The organism is Nitrosophilus alvini (assembly GCF_015100395.1).
GTDB classification, from domain to species: domain Bacteria; phylum Campylobacterota; class Campylobacteria; order Campylobacterales; family Nitratiruptoraceae; genus Nitrosophilus; species Nitrosophilus alvini.
The window spans coordinates 1513542-1536008 of sequence record NZ_AP022847.1 but is presented as its reverse complement, the minus strand read 5'-3'; the positions used below and the strand labels follow the sequence as shown (position 1 = coordinate 1536008).

The 22467-nt window shown below is 38.1% G+C and carries 24 protein-coding genes; 15 read left to right on the top strand and 9 right to left on the bottom strand.

What is annotated here, in order from left to right:
• Positions 1-91 precede the first annotated feature (91 nt).
• The 11 genes from EPR_RS07820 (at position 92) to EPR_RS07770 (ending at position 9613) form a co-directional block, all read left to right on the top strand.
• Entirely contained in the window at positions 92-322 is a 231-nt protein-coding gene (locus EPR_RS07820; protein ID WP_200762668.1) for a hypothetical protein, read from the top strand.
• On the top strand, positions 319-534 hold the full coding sequence (locus tag EPR_RS07815; protein WP_200762667.1) for a hypothetical protein: 216 nt from the start codon (positions 319-321) through the stop codon (positions 532-534). The genes EPR_RS07820 and EPR_RS07815 overlap by 4 nt, the downstream gene beginning before the upstream one ends.
• Before the next feature lie 87 nt (positions 535-621).
• Positions 622-1230, top strand: a complete 609-nt coding sequence (locus tag EPR_RS09270) for a type II secretion system protein (protein WP_234697122.1) — start codon at positions 622-624, stop codon at positions 1228-1230.
• A 52-nt stretch (positions 1231-1282) separates the two neighbouring features.
• The gene (locus EPR_RS09340; protein WP_200762666.1) at positions 1283-1819 is read left to right on the top strand and encodes a prepilin-type N-terminal cleavage/methylation domain-containing protein; all 537 of its coding nucleotides are present in this window, start codon (positions 1283-1285) and stop codon (positions 1817-1819) included.
• A 53-nt stretch (positions 1820-1872) separates the two neighbouring features.
• Complete coding sequence (locus EPR_RS07800; RefSeq protein ID WP_200762665.1) at positions 1873-2475, top strand: ATP-binding cassette domain-containing protein; 603 nt, start codon at positions 1873-1875, stop codon at positions 2473-2475.
• Positions 2472-3254 carry a hypothetical protein gene (locus EPR_RS07795; RefSeq protein ID WP_200762664.1) on the top strand — a complete coding sequence of 261 codons (783 nt, stop codon included), beginning with the start codon at positions 2472-2474 and terminating at the stop codon, positions 3252-3254. The genes EPR_RS07800 and EPR_RS07795 overlap by 4 nt, the downstream gene beginning before the upstream one ends.
• The gene (locus tag EPR_RS07790) at positions 3244-3927 is read left to right on the top strand and encodes a hypothetical protein (RefSeq protein WP_200762663.1); all 684 of its coding nucleotides are present in this window, start codon (positions 3244-3246) and stop codon (positions 3925-3927) included. The genes EPR_RS07795 and EPR_RS07790 overlap by 11 nt, the downstream gene beginning before the upstream one ends.
• Entirely contained in the window at positions 3924-5777 is a 1854-nt protein-coding gene (locus EPR_RS07785) for a primosomal protein N' (protein ID WP_200762662.1), read from the top strand. Before EPR_RS07790 ends, EPR_RS07785 begins: the two co-directional genes overlap by 4 nt.
• 24 nt (positions 5778-5801) lie before the next feature.
• Positions 5802-6926 carry a flavodoxin-dependent (E)-4-hydroxy-3-methylbut-2-enyl-diphosphate synthase gene (gene ispG / locus EPR_RS07780; protein ID WP_267905523.1) on the top strand — a complete coding sequence of 375 codons (1125 nt, stop codon included), beginning with the start codon at positions 5802-5804 and terminating at the stop codon, positions 6924-6926.
• A 4-nt stretch (positions 6927-6930) separates the two neighbouring features.
• The gene (locus tag EPR_RS07775; protein WP_200762660.1) at positions 6931-8343 is read left to right on the top strand and encodes a replicative DNA helicase; all 1413 of its coding nucleotides are present in this window, start codon (positions 6931-6933) and stop codon (positions 8341-8343) included.
• Positions 8344-8356: 13 nt separating this feature from the next.
• On the top strand, positions 8357-9613 hold the full coding sequence (locus EPR_RS07770; protein ID WP_200762659.1) for a ComEC/Rec2 family competence protein: 1257 nt from the start codon (positions 8357-8359) through the stop codon (positions 9611-9613).
• On the opposite strand, the gene EPR_RS07765 is transcribed toward EPR_RS07770, so the two are convergent.
• The 3 genes from EPR_RS07765 to EPR_RS07755 form a co-directional block, all read right to left on the bottom strand.
• Positions 9539-10366, bottom strand: coding sequence for a YihY family inner membrane protein (locus tag EPR_RS07765; RefSeq protein WP_234697121.1), 828 nt, complete (start codon positions 10364-10366; stop codon positions 9539-9541). The two genes, EPR_RS07770 and EPR_RS07765, sit on opposite strands and share 75 nt — an antisense overlap.
• 64 nt (positions 10367-10430) lie before the next feature.
• Entirely contained in the window at positions 10431-11813 is a 1383-nt protein-coding gene (glcD, locus tag EPR_RS07760; RefSeq protein ID WP_200762658.1) for a glycolate oxidase subunit GlcD, read from the bottom strand.
• Positions 11810-12529, bottom strand: coding sequence for a plasminogen-binding N-terminal domain-containing protein (locus EPR_RS07755; protein WP_200762657.1), 720 nt, complete (start codon positions 12527-12529; stop codon positions 11810-11812). Before EPR_RS07755 ends, glcD begins: the two co-directional genes overlap by 4 nt.
• A gap of 152 nt (positions 12530-12681) precedes the next feature.
• On the opposite strand from EPR_RS07755, the gene EPR_RS07750 reads away from it, so the two are divergent.
• From EPR_RS07750 to EPR_RS07740, 3 genes are read left to right on the top strand one after another with little or no spacing between them, the layout of a single operon-like run.
• Complete coding sequence (locus EPR_RS07750; RefSeq protein WP_200762656.1) at positions 12682-13884, top strand: peptidoglycan DD-metalloendopeptidase family protein; 1203 nt, start codon at positions 12682-12684, stop codon at positions 13882-13884.
• Entirely contained in the window at positions 13877-15244 is a 1368-nt protein-coding gene (gene mgtE / locus EPR_RS07745) for a magnesium transporter (protein WP_200762655.1), read from the top strand. Before EPR_RS07750 ends, mgtE begins: the two co-directional genes overlap by 8 nt.
• 32 nt (positions 15245-15276) lie before the next feature.
• The gene (locus tag EPR_RS07740; protein WP_200762654.1) at positions 15277-16176 is read left to right on the top strand and encodes a GGDEF domain-containing protein; all 900 of its coding nucleotides are present in this window, start codon (positions 15277-15279) and stop codon (positions 16174-16176) included.
• Here the strand turns inward: EPR_RS07740 and EPR_RS07735 are convergent.
• The 6 genes from EPR_RS07735 to EPR_RS07710 are packed head-to-tail and all read right to left on the bottom strand — an operon-like array spanning position 16156 to position 21333.
• Positions 16156-17058, bottom strand: coding sequence for an AEC family transporter (locus tag EPR_RS07735; protein ID WP_200762653.1), 903 nt, complete (start codon positions 17056-17058; stop codon positions 16156-16158). The genes EPR_RS07740 and EPR_RS07735 overlap by 21 nt on opposite strands.
• The gene (locus EPR_RS07730; protein WP_200762652.1) at positions 17058-17930 is read right to left on the bottom strand and encodes a carbon-nitrogen hydrolase; all 873 of its coding nucleotides are present in this window, start codon (positions 17928-17930) and stop codon (positions 17058-17060) included. The genes EPR_RS07735 and EPR_RS07730 overlap by 1 nt, the downstream gene beginning before the upstream one ends.
• 12 nt (positions 17931-17942) lie before the next feature.
• The gene (locus EPR_RS07725) at positions 17943-18737 is read right to left on the bottom strand and encodes a metal ABC transporter permease (RefSeq protein WP_200762651.1); all 795 of its coding nucleotides are present in this window, start codon (positions 18735-18737) and stop codon (positions 17943-17945) included.
• Positions 18721-19452 carry a metal ABC transporter ATP-binding protein gene (locus EPR_RS07720; RefSeq protein WP_200762650.1) on the bottom strand — a complete coding sequence of 244 codons (732 nt, stop codon included), beginning with the start codon at positions 19450-19452 and terminating at the stop codon, positions 18721-18723. The genes EPR_RS07725 and EPR_RS07720 overlap by 17 nt, the downstream gene beginning before the upstream one ends.
• The gene (locus EPR_RS07715; RefSeq protein WP_200762649.1) at positions 19427-20290 is read right to left on the bottom strand and encodes a metal ABC transporter solute-binding protein, Zn/Mn family; all 864 of its coding nucleotides are present in this window, start codon (positions 20288-20290) and stop codon (positions 19427-19429) included. Before EPR_RS07715 ends, EPR_RS07720 begins: the two co-directional genes overlap by 26 nt.
• 50 nt (positions 20291-20340) lie before the next feature.
• The gene (locus EPR_RS07710) at positions 20341-21333 is read right to left on the bottom strand and encodes an agmatine deiminase family protein (RefSeq protein ID WP_234697120.1); all 993 of its coding nucleotides are present in this window, start codon (positions 21331-21333) and stop codon (positions 20341-20343) included.
• Positions 21334-21384: 51 nt separating this feature from the next.
• On the opposite strand from EPR_RS07710, the gene EPR_RS07705 reads away from it, so the two are divergent.
• Complete coding sequence (locus EPR_RS07705; protein WP_200762647.1) at positions 21385-22416, top strand: alanine racemase; 1032 nt, start codon at positions 21385-21387, stop codon at positions 22414-22416.
• The last annotated feature ends 51 nt before the right edge of the window (positions 22417-22467 follow it).

Below are 22467 nucleotides of genomic sequence, written 5' to 3'. Positions count from 1 at the left end.
AGAAGTAGATTTGAAACTTAAAAACCAAGATGTGAAGAGGTGAAATAAAATCTTCCAATCTTTTAACTAAATTTTCGAGAAAGGCTAGAAGTTGGAAAATATCAGTGTACTTGAAAAACTGAACGAAAAAATAGATACTCTTTTGAAAAAGTTTGAGAGTCTGAAAGAGGAAAATGAACAGCTCAGAAAGGAGCTTGTTACTTGCAAAGCTTCAAATGAGGCAAAAGATGCGCAGATACAGAAACTTCAGGATGAGATTGCGATGAAAGACCTCGAACTTGAAGAGATAATAACGAAAGTAGAGCAGATACTCGGACAATGAAAAAGATATCTTTGACGATAGCCGGTAAAACATATGATATAAATCTTGATGATGCATTTGCCGGCAAACTTCTGGAAGAGCTCGAAAAAGAGTTCAATTTGGAAGGAAATAATAGTGTAAAAACTCTTCTTGAAGCCTATCTCAAAAAAAACTACGAATGCTTCCAGTCAGAAAAAAAGCTACAAGAACTTATAAAAAAAATTAATATCTGAATTTTTAAGCCAACTTTTAAAAAAACTGTTCTATCATTGTAAATGGCAAGAAGACTTGCCCTGAAATTCTATCCAAAAGGAGATGCGATGAAGAAGGCATTTACAATGATCGAACTGATCTTCGTGATCGTGATCATAGGTATATTGGCCGCAGTTGCTTTGCCAAGACTGGCAGGCGTTCAGGATGACGCGCTTATTTCAAGTGAAAAGAGCGCAATGGGAAGTGCTAGAAGTGCTGTAATAGCGATAAGAGGTAGAGCGTTGGCGAGAGGAACGGATTTTAACGTTTCTGTTGTTGATAAAAAGGGAAATGTCGGAAATGTTTTGATTGACTATGATAACAACAGTGGTGCATCAGTAGGCAGTGCAGGTCCTTGTCCTGTTTCTACGGCGAAATATCCTGTACATTTGAGTATTGATGCAGCACCTACTGGTACTGCAGCAGCTCCTAGTAGTGTAAACAGTGAACAGACTGCAGAAGATCTTGACGGCTTGGCCCTAGCTATAGTTCTTGAGCCGGACGGTAGAGAGAGATTCAAAACAAAAACTGATCCTACCGACGGGAACAAAACAAGAATAGCAGGTCCTGCATCTTTGGCAGTATCTGATCCTGCTGCAGAGATAACAACGAAAGATAGTTGGGCGTATGATCCTGCTACAGGAATATTTACACTGGAGAAAGGTACTGCGTATTGATAGTTGCGAAGGGGCCTGGCTCCCTTCGCCTCTTTTTTTGTAAAAAACTTTTATGCAAAAATCTTTTACGCTTATAGAACTGATTTTCGTTATAGTCATTATAGGTATTCTGGCTGCTATTGCTATTCCCAGGTTTGAAGGTGTTCAAAACGATGCCAGAGTAGCAGTTGAAAAGTCGGCTGCAGGAGCTGCAAGAGCTTCACTTCTCTCTTTTCACGGATGGGCGCTCATACATTCTGGAGAGAACAATACAACAGTAAATGTTGCCGATAAAAATAACAATATCTACAGGTGTACTATCCTATTTTCTCCAAACAGATATCCGATAACCCTTACAGCTAAAAATCCTGGAACCGATACGGACAATAACTATACAACTCCAGCCAAGATAGGCGAATATAGAGCGCTTGCTCCTATGATGCTCGATCCCGCTACCATAAGAGACTGGAACGCATCGAGAGTCGACACCAAGTATGAACGCCTCAATGGTCCCGCGTCCAATTTTATAAGTGGATCTGGTGCAGAGATTCACCAGGGAATGTACTGGCAGTACGATAATGAGTCAGGAATCCTCTCTATTAGAAAATAGATCAAACTTCACCGTTTTTGATATAATACTCTCTAAAAATCTATAGGAAAAAGATGATACTTCTTGGCCATAACGGAGCTGGAAAAAGTACTTTTATAAATTTTCTGCTCGGATTTTATGTCAGACTTTCCGATCATCCTTTTTTGCCTCATTTCAAGAAGTTTTTGCCAAAACTGAACAAAAAAGATCTTGGATATGCTCCAGAAGCCGCTCTTTTGGATCTGAATATGAGCGCGAGAGATTATTTTGACATGATAGCTACTTTAAGAGGGGTGAAAAGATATGATGCGGATACTCTTTTGAAAAAAGTTGCTCTGGATGTGGATACGAATATGCCTATAAAAAAATACTCCAAAGGTATGAAGCAGCGCTTTTTGCTCTCACTTGCCCTTCTTGGAAATCCAAAGACTCTCGTGCTGGATGAGCCTACAAGTGGACTCGATCCATTTGGCAGGCTGGAGATAGAAAAATTGCTTATAGGTTTGAAAAGCGATCACGACTTCATCATATCAACCCACTCTTTGGAGCTGGCTATGGCGATGGAAGATGAGATATGGATACTCAAAGAGGGAAAAATAGAGTACAGAGGATATCCAAAAAGTATAGAGGAACTAAAATCTCTGCTGCTTCAGCACAGACCGGAGAAGATACAGTGAAAAAGATTTTCAGTCTCACATCTTTTTTTTCAAAATCGCTCCTAAAAGAGAAAGCCACCATACTTTTTGTGCTTTTGGCAGTTATTATGATCGTGATAGCTTTGGGGATAAGCGATATAGATATAGCCAGGAAATATAAACTTCTCGAAGATGTACTGCTAACTTCACAGATGTTTCTGATTCATATCGCAGCGCTTTTTTATACGTTTGATTTTTTGCAAAAAGAGAAAGCCTTAGGGCTTTTTGTCCTGCCACTCTCAACGGGGCTTAGTCGCCAGAGATATCTTTTTTCAGTATTTTTGACACTCCTTTTGATGATATTTACCATATTTGTCTCTTTTTTCCTGATCGATGCTGTTTTGCTCTGGGTTTTGGAGGGGGCTTTTGCATACGAGGTTTTGTGGCAGCTCTTTTTGTATACACTCTCGGCAGTGATTCTGAGCTTTTCAATCGTGATGTTTTCAAATTTCGTCTCCTTGATGAATTCCGTAATATACAGTGTGGCGCTCTTTTTTGTGGGAAACGGGCTGGATGAATTTTATGTATATGCCCACTATATAAAAAAATCGCCTTTCCTGGAAAAAATATCTGAAATACTCTATTTTACAGTTCCGAATTTTTCTCTTTTTGACAAACAGGGTATAGTTGTAAACAGGGCGCTTATAGATGCAAAAGAGTTTTTTCTATATCCTACTGTCTATTTTGTGATACTCTCTTTGCTGTTCTTTGTCATAGCACTTTTAAAATATCAAAAAAGGGTGCTTCGTTTTGGGGAATAAAAAGACTCTTTTCGGGCTGTTGCTCCTTTTTGTTATTTTTGTCGCTATTTTGCCCAGACCCGAAAAAGAGAAAGTTGTCGTAAATGAGATACTTTTTGCAAAACCTCTTTTTTTCAGGGCGTTGACCGGGTATACCCATACTTTTACTGCCGACAAACTATGGCTTCTTTCAAATACGGTGGGAGAAACCGCGGTAGGAGACAGTTTCAAAGCAGATGAAAACGAGGTCTACACCGCTTTTAAAACCATCATATATATGGACCCTTACTTCTATCCTGCTGTCAGCTATGCGGCCACATATCTGGCATCCATAAAAAACCGGCTCGATTTGGCAACGGATCTTATAAAAACGGCAAGGATGTTCAACCCGAACGATTTTAAACTCTACTTTTTGGAGATAATACTTATTTTGACATACGAAAAACCGGATAAAATAGATGATAATTATATCGCCGAACTTGCAAAAAAAGCGGCTCTTTTGCCCGATAGTCAGAAAATACTCGGCAGAATTCTTTTGAGTGAGTGGGTGGAGGAGCTGCTGATATATGCGAGAAATCAGAAGGGAAAAAAAGAGCAGGCCATAGAAGACCTGAAATGGCTTTTAAAAAACACGAAAAATCCAACAAAGAAAAAAGAGATTGAAAAAAAACTTAAAGAGTTGATGAGTAGATGAGATATTTTCTTGTTGCAATAACTTCCAAACCTCTGATCTTGACATACTCGTATGAGGAAAAAATCGATATCGGCGCCTTGGTAGAAGTAGAAATAAAATCAAAAATCTATAAAGGTTATGTTCTAGAAGAGGTTGAAAAACCGGAATTTGAGTGTAAAAGAGTAGAAAAAACTACAGAGTTTTATCTGCCCCGAAACTATCTTGAAATTGCAAAATTTATCTCTACCTACTATTTTTGCTCAATTGGTGAGGCATTGGGACTTTTTGTGCCATTTATGAAGGAAGAAGGTAGAAGGCTAAAGGTTGAAGAAACAAAAAGCGAAATGTTCAATTCTTCCTCCATCACCCTTTCACCTAAACAGACAGAGGCGTTAAATTTTATAAAGTCTCATCGAATCTCTCTTCTTTTCGGTGATACCGGGAGTGGAAAAACTGAAATTTATATGAAATATTTTGAAGATCTTTTAAAAGAGAACAAAAGAGCCATATTTTTGATGCCAGAAATCTCTTTGACACCTCAGATGGAAGAGAGACTCAAAAGGTTTTTCGGTGACAGTGTAGCCGTGTGGCACAGCAGGCTTACAAAAAAAAGAAAAAACGAGATACTTGACGGAATCTATTGTGGCAAAACAAAGATAGTAGCTGGTCCCAGATCTGCTCTTTTTTTGCCAATAACTGATCTTGGTTTGATAGTGGTAGACGAAGAGCACGACGACAGTTACAAAGCGCATAATCGCCCCAGATACCATGCAAGAGACCTAGCGGTATATTTTGGTAAAAAGCTTGATATTCCGGTACTTTTGGGAAGTGCTACTCCTTGTGCATCAAGCTGGGAGAAATATCCTGTTTTCAGACTCAAAGGAGGCTTCTACGCATCCAATAAAAGTTTTATTTTCGACAGGTCAACAGAACCGTTGTCCCCGATAGTGGTAGATGGACTCAAAAAAGTTTTGGAGAAAAAAAAGCAGACCATCGTTTTTCTTCCTACGAGGGCAAATTTCAAATATCTCATCTGCAAAGAGTGCGGTGAGGCTGTAAAATGTCCCTACTGTTCGGTCGGAATGAGTATCCATTTTGACAAAAATGCACTGAAGTGCCACTACTGCGACTATGCGCAGGCGATACCAAAAGAGTGTCCCAATTGCAAAAGTAGCTCTTTACAGGCGAACAGACCAGGAACTGCCGAAGTAGTTCAGGAACTTAGAGAAATTTTTCCGCATACGAATGTGGCAAAATTTGACAGGGACGAGATAACTACGCACAATAAGCTGAAAAAAATTTTAAAAGAGTTTTCAAAAGGCCAGATAGATATACTTGTAGGAACTCAGATGCTTAGCAAAGGTCATGACTATCCTGATGTGGGACTTTCCGTGGTCCTAGGGATAGACTATATTCTGAATATGGCTGACTACAGGGCCAGGGAAAAGGCTGTCTCTTTGCTTGTACAGATTGCCGGCAGAAGTGGAAGAAAAGAGAAGGGTGAGGTGATAGTTCAGTCTTTGAATGAAGAGTTTTTCAAAAACTATCTAGATTATGAAAAATTTTTGAAAGAAGAAATTAAATGTAGAAAAGATCTCTATCCCCCTTTCAAAAGGCTTGCATTGCTACTCTTTTCTGACAAAAAAGAAGAGACAGCCAGAAAAAATATGCAGGATGTCCTTGATAAATTGAAAAATTTCAAAGAAGTTGAGATTATAGGCAGCGGTCCCGCTCCTTTGGAGAGGATAGCGAACAGATACAGATACAATATACTTCTGCGTTCAACCTCCGCAAAAGATCTTATAAAAGCCATATCTGCAGTTAAGACACCATTTTGCGAAGTGGATATGGATCCGGTGAATATCGTTTAGATTTTTGTAATTATTTATACTATTTTGAAATTAAGTCAACAAGAGTATAATAAGAGAAAACCAAACCAGAAAGAGAAAATGATAAAAAGATATCCTACAAAAAAGATATATATCGGTGATGTTGCAGTCGGCGGAGATGCTCTGATTTCTGTACAGTCTATGACATTTTCAAGAACTGCGGATGTGGAAGCTACTGTAGAACAGATAAAAAGGCTTCATTTCGCCGGTTGCGATATAGTTAGAGTCGCGGTGCCTGATTATGAGGATGCCCATGCCTTGAAAGAGATAAAAAAGCGTATTTCTCTGCCGCTTGTGGCCGATATCCATTTCAATTACAGACTGGCTCTTATTGCGGCCGAAGTAGTAGATGCAATCAGGATAAATCCTGGAAATATAGGAGATAAAAAAAGAGTAAAAGAGGTAGTAAAAGCCTGCCAGGAAAGGGGAATACCTATCAGAATAGGGGTAAATGCCGGAAGTCTTGAGAAGCAGTTTGAAGACAGATACGGCCATGGCGCAAAAGCTATGGTTGAATCGGCTCTTTACAATATAAAATATCTTGAAGATCTTGGATTTACAGATATCAAAGTCTCTTTGAAAGCCAGTGATGTTCAGACTACTGTGGAAGCGAACAGGATGCTCAGACCACTTGTGGAATATCCTTTTCATCTGGGTGTGACCGAAGCCGGGACTATTTTCCACGCTACGGTAAAGTCTTCTATAGGTATAGGAACTCTGCTACTTGAAGGTATAGGAGATACCATCAGGGTATCTATAACAGGAGAGCTTGAAAAAGAGATAGAAGTCGGGCGTGCGATACTAAAAGACAGCGGTGTGGCAAAAGAGGGTGTGAATATCGTTTCATGTCCCACCTGCGGTAGAATTGAGGCTGACCTTGTAAGTGCGGTAAGAGAGGTGGAAGAAAAAACCAAACATATAAAAACTCCTCTAACAATATCTGTCATGGGATGTGTAGTAAATGCCATCGGTGAAGCCCAGCATGCCGATGTTGCCATAGCATATGGCAAAGGAACAGGCCTTGTTATGGTAAAAGGCGAAGTAGTTGCAAAACTTCCGGAAGAGAAACTTGTAGAAAAGTTTATGGAAGAAGTTGAAAAACTTGCAAAAGAACAGTTGACTCAGGAGTAGTTCATTGGAATCTCATCTATACAATCTGAACATAGAAAGAGCGGTTCTAAGCTCTATTATTTTTGATCCTTCGGTTTATGAAGATGTTGCGGCTGTTTTGAAACCGCAGGACTTTTACCATCCCTTTCATAAAAATCTGTTTGCCGCAATGGAAGAGCTCCAAAGAGAAGACCAGCCTATAGATGAAGAGTTTTTGAAAGAAAAACTCATATATAAAAACCAGTTTGATGAAAATGAGTTTTTGGAAGTCTTGTCGGCAAACCCTCTGTCTAATACCGCTGCTTATATAAAAGAGATAAAGGAAAAAGCTGTTAAAAGAGATCTGGTCCATCTTACGACGGAGATTAAAAAAGTCACAGTTGAAGAGGATCTTCCTGCAGCAGATGTTGTCGATCTTGTACAGTCCAAACTATATAAAATAACCCAGGAGAGCAGTGCGAGGGATTTCAAAGAGTCCGAAGAAGTTGTAAAAGATACGTTAAGTCATATGCTGAAGATGAAAGAGAGAGGAAATTCCATTCTAGTAGGCCTCGATACCGGCTTTCACGATCTGAATGTAAAAACCGCCGGTTTTTCTCCTGGTGATCTGATAATCATAGCCGCAAGACCGTCGATGGGGAAAACTGCTTTCAGCCTAAATCTTGCCCAAAAGGTACTTGATTCAAACAGAGGAGTAGCTATATTTTCTCTGGAGATGCCGGCGGAGCAGCTTATGCTGAGGATGCTGAGTGCAAAAGCTTCCATTCCTCTTCAGCGCCTGAGGGTAGGAAATCTAAACGATCAGGAGTGGGCTGAAGTGAGTCGGGTATGCGACGACTTTGCGCAAAAGAAGTTTTTTATAGATGATGAAGGTCTTATAAATATCCATCAACTGAGGGCAAAACTGAGAAAGCTCAAATCTCAGCATCCCGAAGTCTCTCTTGCTGTTATCGACTATCTTCAGCTTATGAACGCAGCTGGCAACAAAGAGAGACATCTTGAGATAAGCGAAATAAGCAGGAGTCTGAAGCTTCTTGCCCGTGAGCTTGAAATTCCCATCATTGCTCTGTCCCAGCTCAACAGATCGCTTGAGAGCAGACCCGACAAACGTCCTATGCTTAGCGACCTGCGCGAATCAGGCGCGATAGAACAGGATGCGGATGTGATACTCTTTGTCTACAGAGATGATGTATACAAACTCAAAGAGGCACGTGAAAAAGCGAAAGAGGCAGCCAAGAAAGGTGAAAAAGTCGATATAGATTTTCAGGAAAAAAGAGTCGAAGAGGCAGAGATAATTATAGGAAAACAGAGAAACGGTCCAACCGGGATAGTAAGACTCTATTTTCACAAAGATTATGTAAAATTTGCCGAAGAGGCTACAGAGACAGTCAGAGAATTTGAGATGAGAGAGACAAAACTGGATCTTCCGCAGATATAAATAAAGCCGTTTCGTGGAAAAGATTGAGCTGAGTTTTGCCGAAAGTTTCAAAGAGATATCTTTTATATCTCTTTTCCTGTTTTTTATATTTTCCCTGTCACTTCTTTTGGAATACCGTACATTTCTGAAGCTTTCAGAGTCCGAAAAATTTTTTACAACTGCAGAAGTTTTGAATCAGTATCCGAAAAAAGATTATCTTGTTCTGAAACTCAAATCAAAAGAGGGCTTTGTTTTTTATACCACTTCAAGAGAAAAATTGAAAAATCTTATCGGAAGAGATGTGGATATAATGCTTTTTTTAAAAAGAAAGAGGCTCTCCTTTTTCGAGTATCTCAAAAACTTCTATGCTCCTTCTTATATTGCAGGTGTATATCCGGGGGAAAGCTTCAAAAAACGTATCGCTGAATATATCTCTTCCATGCATGAAGGAAGATATTCTAAAGAGCTTTTTCCTGCCCTTGCAGTAGCTTCCGCTGTATCTAAAGAGTTTAGAGATAAACTTTCCGCCCTGGGGCTTAGTCACCTTGTAGCCATAAGCGGTTTTCATCTGGGTATTATTTCTGCTATTGTTTTTATGATATTCGGTATTTTGTACAAACCTTTTCAAAACAGATATTTTCCATATCGAAACAGAACAAAAGATATAATGATCGCAGTTTTGTTTGTGTGCGGAATTTATCTTTTATTTCTCGATTTTATTCCCTCTTTGGTGAGAGCATTTTTTATGAGCGCTGTAGCCTTTTATCTGTATGACAGACATATTAAAATTTTCTCTTTTACCACACTCTTTTTTGCAGTTATGCTGATACTAGCTCTTTTCCCAAGATTTATATTTTCAGTCGGATTTTGGCTTTCTGTTGCCGGAATATTTTATATATATCTTTTTGTGCACTACTTTTCTCATCTCAAAAAATGGCAGATTTTTATGGCTCTCAATTTCTGGGTATTTTTTGCTATGATACCTATTGTTCATTTTTGGTTCGAGAGTTTCAGCTGGTACCAGTTTCTTTCACCCTTTGCAACTATGCTCTTTTCCGTTTTTTATCCGATAGAGATAATACTTCATATTTCCGGATTAGCAGATATTCTGGATTTTCTGATAGAAGCTCTTTTTTCATTGGATTTTGAAACTTTTAGGTTTGGCACACCTTTGGAGATTTTTATTTTTTATATTTTTTTATCCTTGCTATCGATTTTAAACAGAGGTTTTTTCTATCTTCTTTTCCTTTTTAATACTCTCTTTTTGATTTATAACGTAGCAGATTTTTAGTCCATAAAGAAAGATTATCCAAGATAGATATATCCAAAGAAAGAAGAAAAGTATTACACTTGAAGAGCCGTAGATGGTCAGATATGTTTTGCTGTAAAGCACATAATATACAAAAAGCGATTTACCTATATACCATACTATTGAAGCGATAAAAGAGGATATCCCGGCAGCTTTAGGGTCTATTTTCGTATTTGCCGATATGATGTATGTAACAAAAAAAAGTCCCCAAATTATGAGGTATGGAAATATTGAAAGGAAATTTATCCAGTTTGTATATTCAAATCTGTCAAGTAGATTTTGTATAAAGTTTGAGAGATAAAATGAAAGGGCAAGCGCAATAGGGCCAAGCGTCATAAGAGTCCAGTAAGTAGCAAGAGAGTCCCAAAATCTTCTCTGTCTGCTTTTGAAAATTTTATTGACTATATGTTCGTAGTTTTGGAAAAACATAATAGAAGCAAATATCACAAAAACAAAACCGATAATTCCGAGTTTTGAGCTGTTTTGCAAGAAATTTTCAAGATATTTTGTTACAATTTCCTGATGTGTGGGCATAAGGTTTGAGAAGATAAAATCTTTTATTTTCTCATAATAGTCCTGAAAGCTCGGAAGTCTTGTAAAGATGGAAAAAGAGATAAGAAGCAGAGGTATTATGGAAAATATTGTATGAAAACTGAGAGATGAAGCATAAAGAGTTATCTCAGTATCGTAAATTTTTCTGTATAACTCTTTTACTTTCAAAAAATAGTGCTTCAAAGTATGCCTTTTATATTATTGGTCGTCACTTTTCAGCTTTTGTTTTTGCTGATGACTATAAGTTTTACAGTCCCATTTTTCCGGGGTTGAGTATATTGTTCGGGTCAAATGCCTTTTTTATCTGTCTGAAAAGATTGAGTTCCTCTTCGCTGAAAGCTATTTTCATATATGGTGCTTTGCTAAGACCTATACCATGTTCCCCGCTTAGAGTACCTCCGAGTTTGACTGTTATTTTAAATATCTCTTCTATGGCTTCGTATCCCTTTTTAACTTCCTGTGGGTCATCTTTGTCAACCATTACGTTTGTATGTACGTTTCCGTCTCCTGTATGTCCGAAACAGGGGATTTTCAGGCCATATTTTTTACCGACTTTTTCTATCTCTTTCAAAAGCTCGGGTAGTTTGCTTCTAGGTACAGTTATATCTTCATTTATCTTTTTGCTGCCGTATATAGTTATCGACTGACTGGCGTTTCTTCTTGCGAACCAGATATCGGCAGCCTCTTTTTCGTCTTTTGCTATTTTGAAATCAAGACAGCCGTTTTGTGTGAAAAATTTTTCAAGCAGTTTTATCTGATAGTCGATCTCTTCTTCCACATTTCCGTCTATATCGCTTATCAGTATTGCTCCGGCATCTGTAGGAAGCCCTTTGCTATATTTCTCCTCCACCGCTTTTATGGTCAGGTTGTCAAGAAACTCCATAGCTACCGGATTGGCTCCGCCTGCTAGAGATTTGTAGACAGCCTGCATAGCTGCATCCACACTCGGAAATATCCCCATTACAGTTTTTGTAAGTTTTGGTTTGGATATGAGTTTGAGTGTAATCTCCGTTATTACGGCGAGTGTGCCTTCGCTGCCTACTAATATGCCTGTAATATTATAACCTGCCACATCTTTTATCGTCTTTTTCCCTGCCCTTATGATATCGCCGTTTGGGAGTACGGCTCGAAGGGCCATCACATAATCTTTTGTAATTCCGTATTTTGCTGCTCGCATACCGCCGGCGTTTTCTGCTACATTTCCGCCTATGGTTGAATATTCCTGGCTTGCAGGGTCAGGCGGATAAAAGAGTCCCACATCTTCGACTGCACGCTGTAAATCCTTATTTATAACGCCTGGCTGAACCCTTGCCACCATATTTTCCATATCGATTTCTAGGATTTTGTTCATATATTTTTCAACGGCAAGTACTATTCCTCCCTCTTTTGGAAGAGCGCCGCCGGTAAAGCCACTGCCGGCACCTCTTGGAACTACTGGGATTTTATGTTCGTTGCAATATTTTAAAATTTTGCTTACATCATTTTCGTCTCTTGGGAAAAGAACCGCATCGGGCTCGTAATGCTCTCTTGTAGCGTCATAAGAGTATGCTATCTGATGGGCTTTATCATCTTTTACATTCTCTTCACCTATGAGTTTTTTCAGATTTTTTATATGGGTTTTATCAATCATTTTGTCTCCAAAAGATTTTTGTAATAGTTTGTATAGTCTTTTATCTCGGTTGTTTTATAAAAACTGAACCAGCTTGTCTGAATCTCTTCCACTCTCGAATAGAAAGGGAGTTTGAAATTCTCTTTTGACAATATTGCATTTTTCTCTTTATAAACTGGTTTGAAACTTACACAATCTACTGTATAGCCTATATCTTCAACAGCAAAATATACAATTCCCAAAGAGTACTCTTCGCAAAATTTTTGAAAATCTTCTTTTGTAGGTGCTGCCGTACCGCTTTTGGAAAGTTCGGCTGCAAAAAGGTCGGGATGTATCCATTCGATATCTTTATATCTCTTTTTTATAGCATCGTATGTCTGTTTGTTGGGGGATATTATAAGGCCTCTGTCATAAAGATATTTGAGTATTACTTTATCTCCCTTTTCCGGTTTGAGATTTGGGACGGGAAGAGCCTCCTGGGCAAGAGCCTTGAAAACAGAAAATTTTACTATATCTCTATCCGCTTTTTTTTCAATGATAGTTGCATGTGCAACAATTGTGGAATGTTTGTCATCGAATTTGTGTATTACTATTCCGCTGCTACCTACAGGTGCAGCTGTTTTTTTTATCTCTGCTATCTCTTTGCCCTCATTTAAAATTTCACTTGTTATATTAATGGTTTGTGCTTGTGCAAAAAGCAGTGGTATAAATGCAAAAAAAGCCAACAATTTTTTCACTATTTTCTCCTAAACCGATTTTTCAGATTATACTCAAATTTGTTTAAAAAGGTGTTTAGAGGCTTCTGTGTTTTTAAGTAACCGCCTTTTAAGCCCCTTTTGAATAAAATACTACAAATTTACCAATTTTTGGATTTTGGAGCTGAAAAATAATGCGTGTATTGTATGCGATACTGCTTTTATCTGTTTTTCTTACTGCTGCCGTACTGGAAGAAAAACAGTGGGAGAGCGGTGAGACACTGATAACCTTTTTGGAAAAAAATTCTCTTCCGGCAAAAATATATTATGATCTTGATCGTGAAGAAAAAGAGTTGGCAGACGAGATAAGAGCAGGAGTCGATTACTATGTTTTAAGAGAAAAGGGAAAAATTACCCAGGTACTTATCCCTATAAGTGAAGAGCTTCAGCTTCATATTGCTCAAAGAGACGGAAAATATGTGCTTGAACTTTTGCCTATTGTCTATCAAAAACAGAGACACAGATTTGTTATCTCTATTGAGCATTCCCCATATCAGGATATTGTGGAAAATACAAAAAACATAAAACTTGCAAATGAATTTATATCAGCTTTCAAAAATAGTATCGATTTTAAAAGATCTCTCAGAAAAGGCGACAAAGTTGTAGTGGTTTACAATCAAAAACAGAGACTTGGAAAGCCTTTTGGAACCCCTGTCATAGAAGCTGCTATGGTGGAAACTAGAGGTAAAAAGCACTTTATATATCTTTTTGACGGTAGATATTATGATGAAAAAGGACGGGAGGTCGAGGGATTTTTGCTAAAAAGGCCAGTTAGGCATGCAAGGATAACTTCAAAATTTACTCTAAGGAGATTTCATCCTGTTCTTAAAAAATATAGGGCACATCTGGGAGTGGATTTCGGAGCAAGGAGAGGAACGCCTGTAAGAGCGGCCGGAAGCGGTAGAGTAATATTTGCGGGACGCAAAGGAGGATATGGAAATACTGTTATTATAAGACATCAGGATGGATACAAAACTCTATATGCTCATCTGTCAAAATTCAGAGGAGGTATAAAAAGAGGTAAGTGGGTCAAACAAGGTCAGGTTATCGGATATGTAGGCAGTACGGGTCTTAGTACCGGACCACATCTGCATTTTGGTCTTTATAAATACAACAGGCCGATAAATCCTCTAAGGGTAGTAAAAGTTACAAAAAGTTATCTTGCCGGAAAGAAAAGAAAAGAGTTTATGAAAAGAAAAGCGAGTTATAAAAAAGAGATCGAAGAGGCTATAATCAGAGTAGCTCGGCCGATAAAACAGGAAAAAATTGACAGGTTTGTCTATCTAAACGGTTCTGCTGATATATCTGACAAGCCGATGGAGGGTACTAATGGATAAACTGAAATTTACCGAAGTCGGCAAAAAGATAAAGAATCTTCTTAAAAACAAAGAGTTTAACGAGTTTTTGCATCCTTCCGAAATTGCAAATTATCTAAAAAAACTGAAAAAACAGGATGAAAAGGCTTATTACAATTACCTAAAAAAACTTCCGAAAGATGTTTTGGGTGATGTTCTTTTGGAACTTCCCGAATCTATGAAAGAGGATGCGATAAAGCATCTTTCTGTTGAAAAACTGGCACAGGCCGTTGAAGAGCTCGAATCGGATGATGCAACCGACCTGATGAAAGATATCGAAGAGGTCGATGTTGCAAAAGAGCGTCAGGTTCATGCAAACCTTAGCGAAGAGGATAAAGAGGAGATTGAAAAACTCAGCTCCTATGAAGAGAACCAGGCCGGTGCTTATATGCAGACAGAGGTTTTTGATGCAAAGCTTGAAGAGACTATAGAAGAAGCCATCAAAAGACTCAGAGAAAAAAAGGAGCAAGGAGAGCTTGAAAATATCCATCAGGTATATGTTGTAGATGACGACAACCATCTAAAAGCTGTTATTCCTCTTGAAGATTTGATTGTTTTTGATTTTAATAGAGAATTTAAAGATATTATAAAAAACAAAGAATATGAACCGATATTTGTAAAAGCTACTGATCCGATTGCTGAGGTAATTAAAAAATTTGAGGATTATGATCTTCCTGTTATAGCTGTTGTTGATGATTTGGGAAGACTTTTGGGACGTATCACCTCAGATGATGTTATCGATCTTATTGAAGATCAGGCGACGGAACAGATATATAATCTGGCAGGTGTTCAAGATGAAGCAGAAGAGGAAGATGATATTAAGATCATTACAAAAAAAAGAGCTTTATGGCTTTTTTTAAATTTATGGACCGCAATTCTCGCCTCTTTTGTAATAGGACTTTTTGATGAGACTATAAGTAAATATGTAGCGCTTGCGGTGTTGATGCCTATTGTAGCATCAATGGGAGGAAATGCTGGTACACAGACGCTGACTGTTGTAGTGCGTAAACTTGCACTGGGGGAAATAGATTTTGAAAATGCCAAAGAGGCATTAAAAAGAGAGATAATTGTTGCACTTTTGAACGGTATGATTTTTGCGTTGGTAATGGGAGCCATAGCTTATGTATGGTTCAATAATTATATGCTGGGTGTTGTTATAGCTCTTGCAATGATAATAAATCTTCTGGCAGCCGGATTTTTCGGTGCAGTTATACCGCTTCTTCTTAAAAAGATAGGTTCAGATCCTGCTGTCGGTAGCAGTGTTTTGCTTACAACTGTTACCGATGTAGTAGGTTTTTTTGCATTTTTGGGTTTGGCAAAAATAATGTTGATTGACAGTTGAAATCAGTTGTATCGAAGCTATGGAGAAATAAAATGAAAGTCAAAGATTTTATGACAAAAGATCCGGTTACAGTCAATACAAAAGAGAGAGCTGAAAAAGTCATAGATATGATGGGGAGTAAAAACATCGGAAGTGTCATAGTAGTCGATAAAAATTTTCGGGCAGTTGATATTATTACCGAAAGAGACATCATAAAGATGCTTGTAGCAGGATATATCGATATGCCTATTGGAAAGATCCTTAAACTCTTCAGTGATAAAAAAAGTCTTATAACTATAGAAGAGAATGAAAATATTCTGAAAACTATGAAAATTTTTTCTCAAATGGGTATAAAACATCTACCTGTTGTGGATGAGAATAGAAATCTCAAAGGTATAATCTCTGCCGGTGATATAATAAGAAAAGTTTCTCCTCTTGCTTTTTTTGATCCTTTGACAAATGTAGGAAACAGAAACTACCTAAGTTCGATATGTATGAAAATACAGAAAAGAGACAATATAAAATATGCCGTTTTGTTTTTAGATATTGACAATTTTAAGAGAGTAAATGATCAGTACGGTCATCAGTTTGGAGATAAAGTTTTGAAAAAAATTGCTGCGGTACTGGTTGATAATATAAGAGTAACAGATGAGGTTATAAGATATGGTGGAGAAGAGTTTCTTATAATTCTATTTAGACTGGAATTGGACAAGGCGGAAAAAATAGCAGAAAAGCTGAGAAAAATTATAAAAAAAATCAGTTTCGAAGAGCATCCTGAACTAAAAATCACGGTAAGTATCGGTGTTGCGCTATGCTGCACAAAGAAAGAGTGCATTGATCTGGATAACTGTATAGAAAAAGCGGATATAGCAGTCTATGAAGCAAAAAAACAAGGCAAAGACAGAGTTGTTTTATGGAGAGAGAAAACCGGATTAAAACAAAATACCGCTTAGATAAAAAATTGCCGGTACGGTTACAAAGGATATGATAATTCCCAAAGCAACACTTCCTACTGCAAGGTCTTTATCAAGTCCTTCGTCTATTACAAGTATTGAAGCGAGCACCATCGGAGGCATGGAAAGTTCGATTATCGCTGCTTTATATGCTGTTGATAGGGTGATTTGTAAAATATAGAGTATCAGCAGGGCAAAAATCGGTATAATCACCATTTTTACCGCAAGAATGGCAGTTATCAGTGAACTTTTTTTGAAAATCCCTTTTATATCTATACTTGCTCCAACTGCAAAAAGAGCCAGCGGTGTAACGCTGCTTCCCAAAACATCCAGAGCACTTAGCAAGAAGTCAGGAATATTGAAAAATTTTAGAAAAATTGCTGTAAATATGGCTATAAACGGAGGAAAGGTCAAAATCTTTGTAAAATCCATTCCTCTTCTTTTTTTGGATGATGCAAACGATAGAAGAAGAATGCCGAGAGTCATAACAGGTACAAATGAGGCAAAATTATCAAAAAGTATCGTATATCCCAGTCCCTCTTTTCCAAGAAGAGCCTCTGTAAAAGGATAGCCCATAAAAGCGGTATTTCCAAATGTGGCCATGATTATAAACACTATAAGCGTCTTTTTATCAAGTTTCAAAATCCTGCCAAAAATATATGAAAGGCCAATGGAGGCCAAAACAGCTGTCCAGCCAAGAATAATGATACCTAGAAGGTCGAAGCTGAAGTTAAGATAGTAGATGTTGTAAACTACTGCAGCCGGCAATGCCACATATATTACAAAATCTATAAGAGCTTTTATTCCATTTTCGCCAAAGCGGTTTTTAAGAAGAAATCCCAGGGAAAAAAACAGAAGAAGAGCTGCGATATTCTGAAGCATCAGTCACAGTATCTTTTTAGTATATCACTGTAGGCATCAATACGTCTGTCTCTGAAAAAGGGCCATATACGTCTGACATCTTCCGTTCTTTTTTTATTGATGTCAACTATTAAAACCTCCTCTTTGTCGTTTGAAGCCAAAACTAATATCTCTCCTTGCGGTCCTGCCGCAAATGAGTTGCCCCAAAATCTGATACCGCTTAAACAGCCGCTTTCATCATCTTCAAATCCCACCCTGTTTACGCATACCACCGGAAGGCCGTTTGCAACAGCATGGCCTCTTTGTATAGTTATCCATGCTTCAAGCTGTCTTTTTTTCTCATCTTCGCTATCTTCATCAAACCATCCGATTGCAGTGGGATATATGAGTATCTCGGCTCCTTTGAGAGCCATTATTCTCGCGGCCTCTGGATACCACTGGTCCCAGCATACCAAAACACCTAATTTTCCTATACTGGTCTCAATGGGCTCAAATCCTGTATCTCCGGGAGTAAAATAGAATTTTTCATAAAATCCGGGATCATCCGGAATATGCATTTTTCTGTATTTGCCTCTGACTGTGCCGTCATTATCAAAAACAACCGCAGTGTTATGGTAAATTCCCGGTGCTCTTTTTTCAAACAGTGAAGCCACGAGTACAACAGAGTACTCTTTTGCTATCTCGCTCCAAAATTTGGTATCTTTTTTAAAATCATCGGACATATCGAAAAAGGCGGTGTTCTCATATTGGCAAAAATAGGGGCCCTGGTGGAGTTCCTGTAAAACAACCAGTTCAGCCCCTTTTTCTTTCGCCTCATTTATCATCTGCACGCTTTTTTGTATTGTCGCCTCTTTGGTGACGTGATATTTTTGCTGTATAAGAGCGGTTTTCATATCCGATCCTTTTTATGTTTTATAGCTGTTCATATTTTTAAAAAAAACCAGAGCAAAAAAAAGAGCTGCAGTAAGTATAATAGATGCAGTTGCCGGAATATCAAGAACATATGCTACGTAAAGTCCAAGAAGGCAGAAAATGGCAGAAAGAGAGGCTGAAAGTACCATCATCTCTTTCAGGTTTTTTGTAAATTTTTCGGCAATATACGGCGGTATACTGAAAAGTGCGATAACAAGTATAAGCCCTACCGAACGGATACTCATAACGACTGTGAGTGCTATAAGCACAAGTACAAATGTATGCAGCGCTTTTACGTTTACCCCTCTTAAAAGAGCAAAGTCCCTGTCGTAGGAAAGAGCCAAAAGATGATTATAAAATATTACCGCCGACACGATGAGAACAATATCAACCACGGCCATATAGTAGAGGTCGGTTTCAGGTACCATCAAAATATCGCCAAAAAGAAAGCTCATCAGGTCCACATTGTATCCCGGAGCCAGATTTGTAAATATAATACCTATACTCATGCCGACTGCCCATATAACGCCTATAAGCGTATCGCTTCTATGAGGATTTTTATATGTGATATACGATAAAAGCAGTGCAAGTGCTATAGAAAAAAGAGTGGCTCCCAAAAGTATCGAAAAACCAAAATATATGGCCATCCCGACACCGCCGTAGCTTCCGTGTGCAATAGATGCGGCTAGAAACCCGTATCTATTTATAAGCATCAACGATCCGATAATTCCTATTGCCACAGATAAAAGCAGCGATGCATATATAGAGTTTTCAAACAGTTCCAGCATTGCAGCTCTTAAAGTGATTTAGAAGTTCCATTTCACAAAAATGCCCCTCTCTTTTGAGATTGATATCAACTTCTTCATGCATATATATTTTTCTGTTGATATAAGCTACTCTGTTTACCCCTTCAAACAGAATGTTTATATCATGACTTATAACGATTTTGGTTAAGTCAAGCTCTTTTAAAATTTTATATATCTCTTTTTGTCCTTCTATATCTATCGATGCAGTCGGCTCATCGAAAATCAAAATTTTAGGCTCTGAACATAGGGCTCTTGCAATAAGTACTTTTTGCCTCTGGCCTCCCGAGAGCTCCTCAATTTTTCTTTTTTTAAGACCTGTCAGTCCCATTTTTGACAAAGTCTCATCTGTTTTTTTTCGGTCATCTTTGCTGTAAAAGAGTTTTCCTTTTTTAAGCCTTCCTTGGAGTACCACCTCTTCCACAGATATGGGAAGATCCAAGTTGAAATTTATCATTTGCGGAAGATATCCAATGAGCTCTCTTGCATATTCGGGTTTTTTCCCATATATTTTTACTTCCCCTCTATCGGGTTTCAAAAGACCCAGCAAAATTTTGACAAATGTAGATTTGCCGCCACCGTTTGGTCCAATGACGGCAATATAGTCGTTTTCATAAATATCAACGCTTATATCCTGAAGCACAAATTCTTTATCATATTTGAAATAAAGATTTTTAACGCTTATTGCCGGCTTTTTCAAACGCCTCCACCACCTTTAAAAGATTTTTATCCCACTCATATGCAAGCGGGTCTACCAAAAGAACAATACCGCCTATTTTTTTTGCTATGAAATCGGCACTTTTTTTGGGAAACTGAGGCTCTGCGAAGATCACTTTTATATCTTTTTTCTTTGCAAAATCTATAATTTCTTTGAGATGTTTCATGCCGGGTTCTTTGCCCTCTTTCTCAATTGCTATCTGTTTGAGTCCGTAAAGTTTGGCAAAATATCCAAATGAGGGGTGATAGACGATGAACTCTTTTTTTGGTATCTTTCTTATTGCTTGAAAAATTCTGGTATCGAGATAGGCACACTCTTTGACAAAATCGTTATAGTTTTTGAAATATACAGCACTGTTTTTTGGATCCAATTTGACTAGATTTTCCAAAATTACACGTGCCTGCAAAATGGCAAGAGGCGGCGCCAGCCAGATGTGCGGATCGAGGGAGCCGTGTTCGTGATTATGCTCATGTTCTTCCTCATGATGATGATCCGTTTCCATGGGAATCTTTTTTATATATTTTGATGTATCGGCTATGATAAGTTTTTTGTTTACCGAGTGAAATCTTTTCAGCCAAGCTTTTTCGAAAGGTACACCGACTGAAAAATATACAGATGCCTTTTTCAAATCTTTAAGCTGCCCCGGTTTTACCGAATAGGTGGCCGGAGAGCTTCCAGGAGGCACCATTACCTCTATATTGGCCAAATCTCCGGCAATTTTTTCGACAAAAAACTTTTGCGGCATTATCGATACTGCAACGTTTATTTCGGCATAAATAAAGGTTGAGAAAAAAACGATATAAAAGATAAATCTTTTCATTCTATTCCTTATAAAATTTATGCAATTATATCCAATAAGTGCTTTTAAAACTATAACATCGGTATCTGCATTGATGCGCAGTGTATCGAGCCGTGCTGCCTTATAAGAACGGATGAGTCGACAGGTATGACTTCTCTGTCAGGAAGAAGATTTTTAAACAGTTCAACTGCTTTTTTATCATTTTTATCGCCGTATACCGGAACCAAAATGGCATCGTTGATGAAAAGGAAGTTTGCATATGTTGCCGGAAGTCTCTCATTCTTATAAAATTTTGGAGATATCCAGGGCAGAGGAACAAGAGTGAAAGATTTTTTGTTCAAATCTTTGAAGCTTTTCAGCTCTTTTTCCATCTTTAAGAGCTCTTCAAAATGCTCATCTTCAGGGTCATCGCACTTTACGTATACTATAGTATCTTTTTTGATAAATCTTGCCAGTGTATCTATATGCGAATCTGTATCGTCTCCTGCCAAAAATCCGTGATTGAGCCATAAAATCTTTTTTGCACCCAGAAAATTTTTCAAAGAGTTCTCAATCTCTTTTTGCGACAGATGGGGATTTCGGTTGGCTTCCAAAAGGCACTCTTTTGTGGTTAGGATTATGCCCTCGCCGTTTGACTCTATGCTGCCGCCTTCAAGAACGAACCCGATTGTTTCCAGGTTGTCAAGAAATTTTTCAGCATAAAGTTTTCTGTTTACGAGATTGTCGAAATTTGCAGGATATTTGAGTCCCCAGCCGTTAAAAAAGAAATCAAGATATTTGGCTTTTGAGCCGGCTTTTATGGTTATTGGTCCGTAGTCTCTTATCCATGTGTCGTTAGTATCCATCTGTATGAAGTTGATATTTTCAAAACCGGCGAACCAGTCTTTTGCCTCTTCTATATCTTTGCAAAGAAGGGTGCATTTTTGATATTTTGTAATAGCTTTGACTATATCTATGTATGTTTTTCTAATATCGCTCAGATATTCGTTCCAGTCGCTCTCATCATGAGGGAAAACCAGAAGCGTCTCTCTTTGTCTTTCCCATTCCGCCGGCAATCTTTTCAAAATTTTCCTTTGTTCAGTGATTTCAAATAGAAAAATCGATACCATTTTATCATGGGATATATAAAAATAGACGCAAAAAATTTTTTTGAAAACCTTGAGATTGTCTCAAAAAAAGCCGGTTCAAAAAAAAGAGTAGCCCTTGTCCTTAAAGACAACGCATACGGTCATGGACTTGAGGAGATGGCCGCTTTGGCATATGAGTTTGGGATAGAAAAAGCGGTTGTCAGAAATATGGCGGAAGCTTTGAAAATAGAAAAACTTTTCGGTTACATACTTGTTCTATCCGAAATACCGCAAGAAAAACCGATACCAAATATCGGAATAACCGTAAATTGTATAGAGGATCTGAAAAAAATCCCTCCCTTTTCAACAGTTGAACTGAAAATTGATACCGGTATGCACAGAAACGGTATAGAGCTATCAGAGACAAAAGAAGCTTTTGATCTGATTAAAAAAAGAGGACTGGTTTTAAGAGGTGTTTTTACCCACTTCAGAAGCGCGGATGAGCTCAGTACGGAACTTTTCTGGCAGAAAAAGAGATTTGAGAAAGCGAAGAAAAGAGTTTTGGAACTGTGTTATGAGTTTGGATTTGAAAGACCTCTTTTTCACTCCTGCAACTCTGCAGCGCTCTTTAGAAGTGAGAGTTTTGATGAGGATTTTGCAAGAGTGGGAATCGCTGCATATGGCTACCTGGAAAGCGATGAGGTATTTGATATGCCGGAACTAAAGCCGGTTCTTTCGCTGTGGGGTGAAAAGATAGCTTCAAAAAGACTCAAAAAAGGCCAGAGATTAGGATATGGAGGCGTTTTTGAAGCTGATAGGGATATAGTTGTTTCCACATACGATATAGGATATGCGGACGGATTTTTTAGACTCGACGGCTCAAGGGAATATATTTTGCCGGGAGGAGAGAAGATACTCGGCAGAGTATCTATGGACAGTATGAGTATCGATAGCCAAAAGCAAGAAATTTGTATAATTGATGATGCAAAAAAATGTGCAAGATTTTTCAACACGATAAGTTACGAAATCCTAGTAAAACTCTCGCCTTTTTTAAAAAGAGTGGTAAACAGGCAAATGTAGCCTGTTACTTGTACTAAATTCGTAATTCGTGACTTGTGATTGGTGATCGGT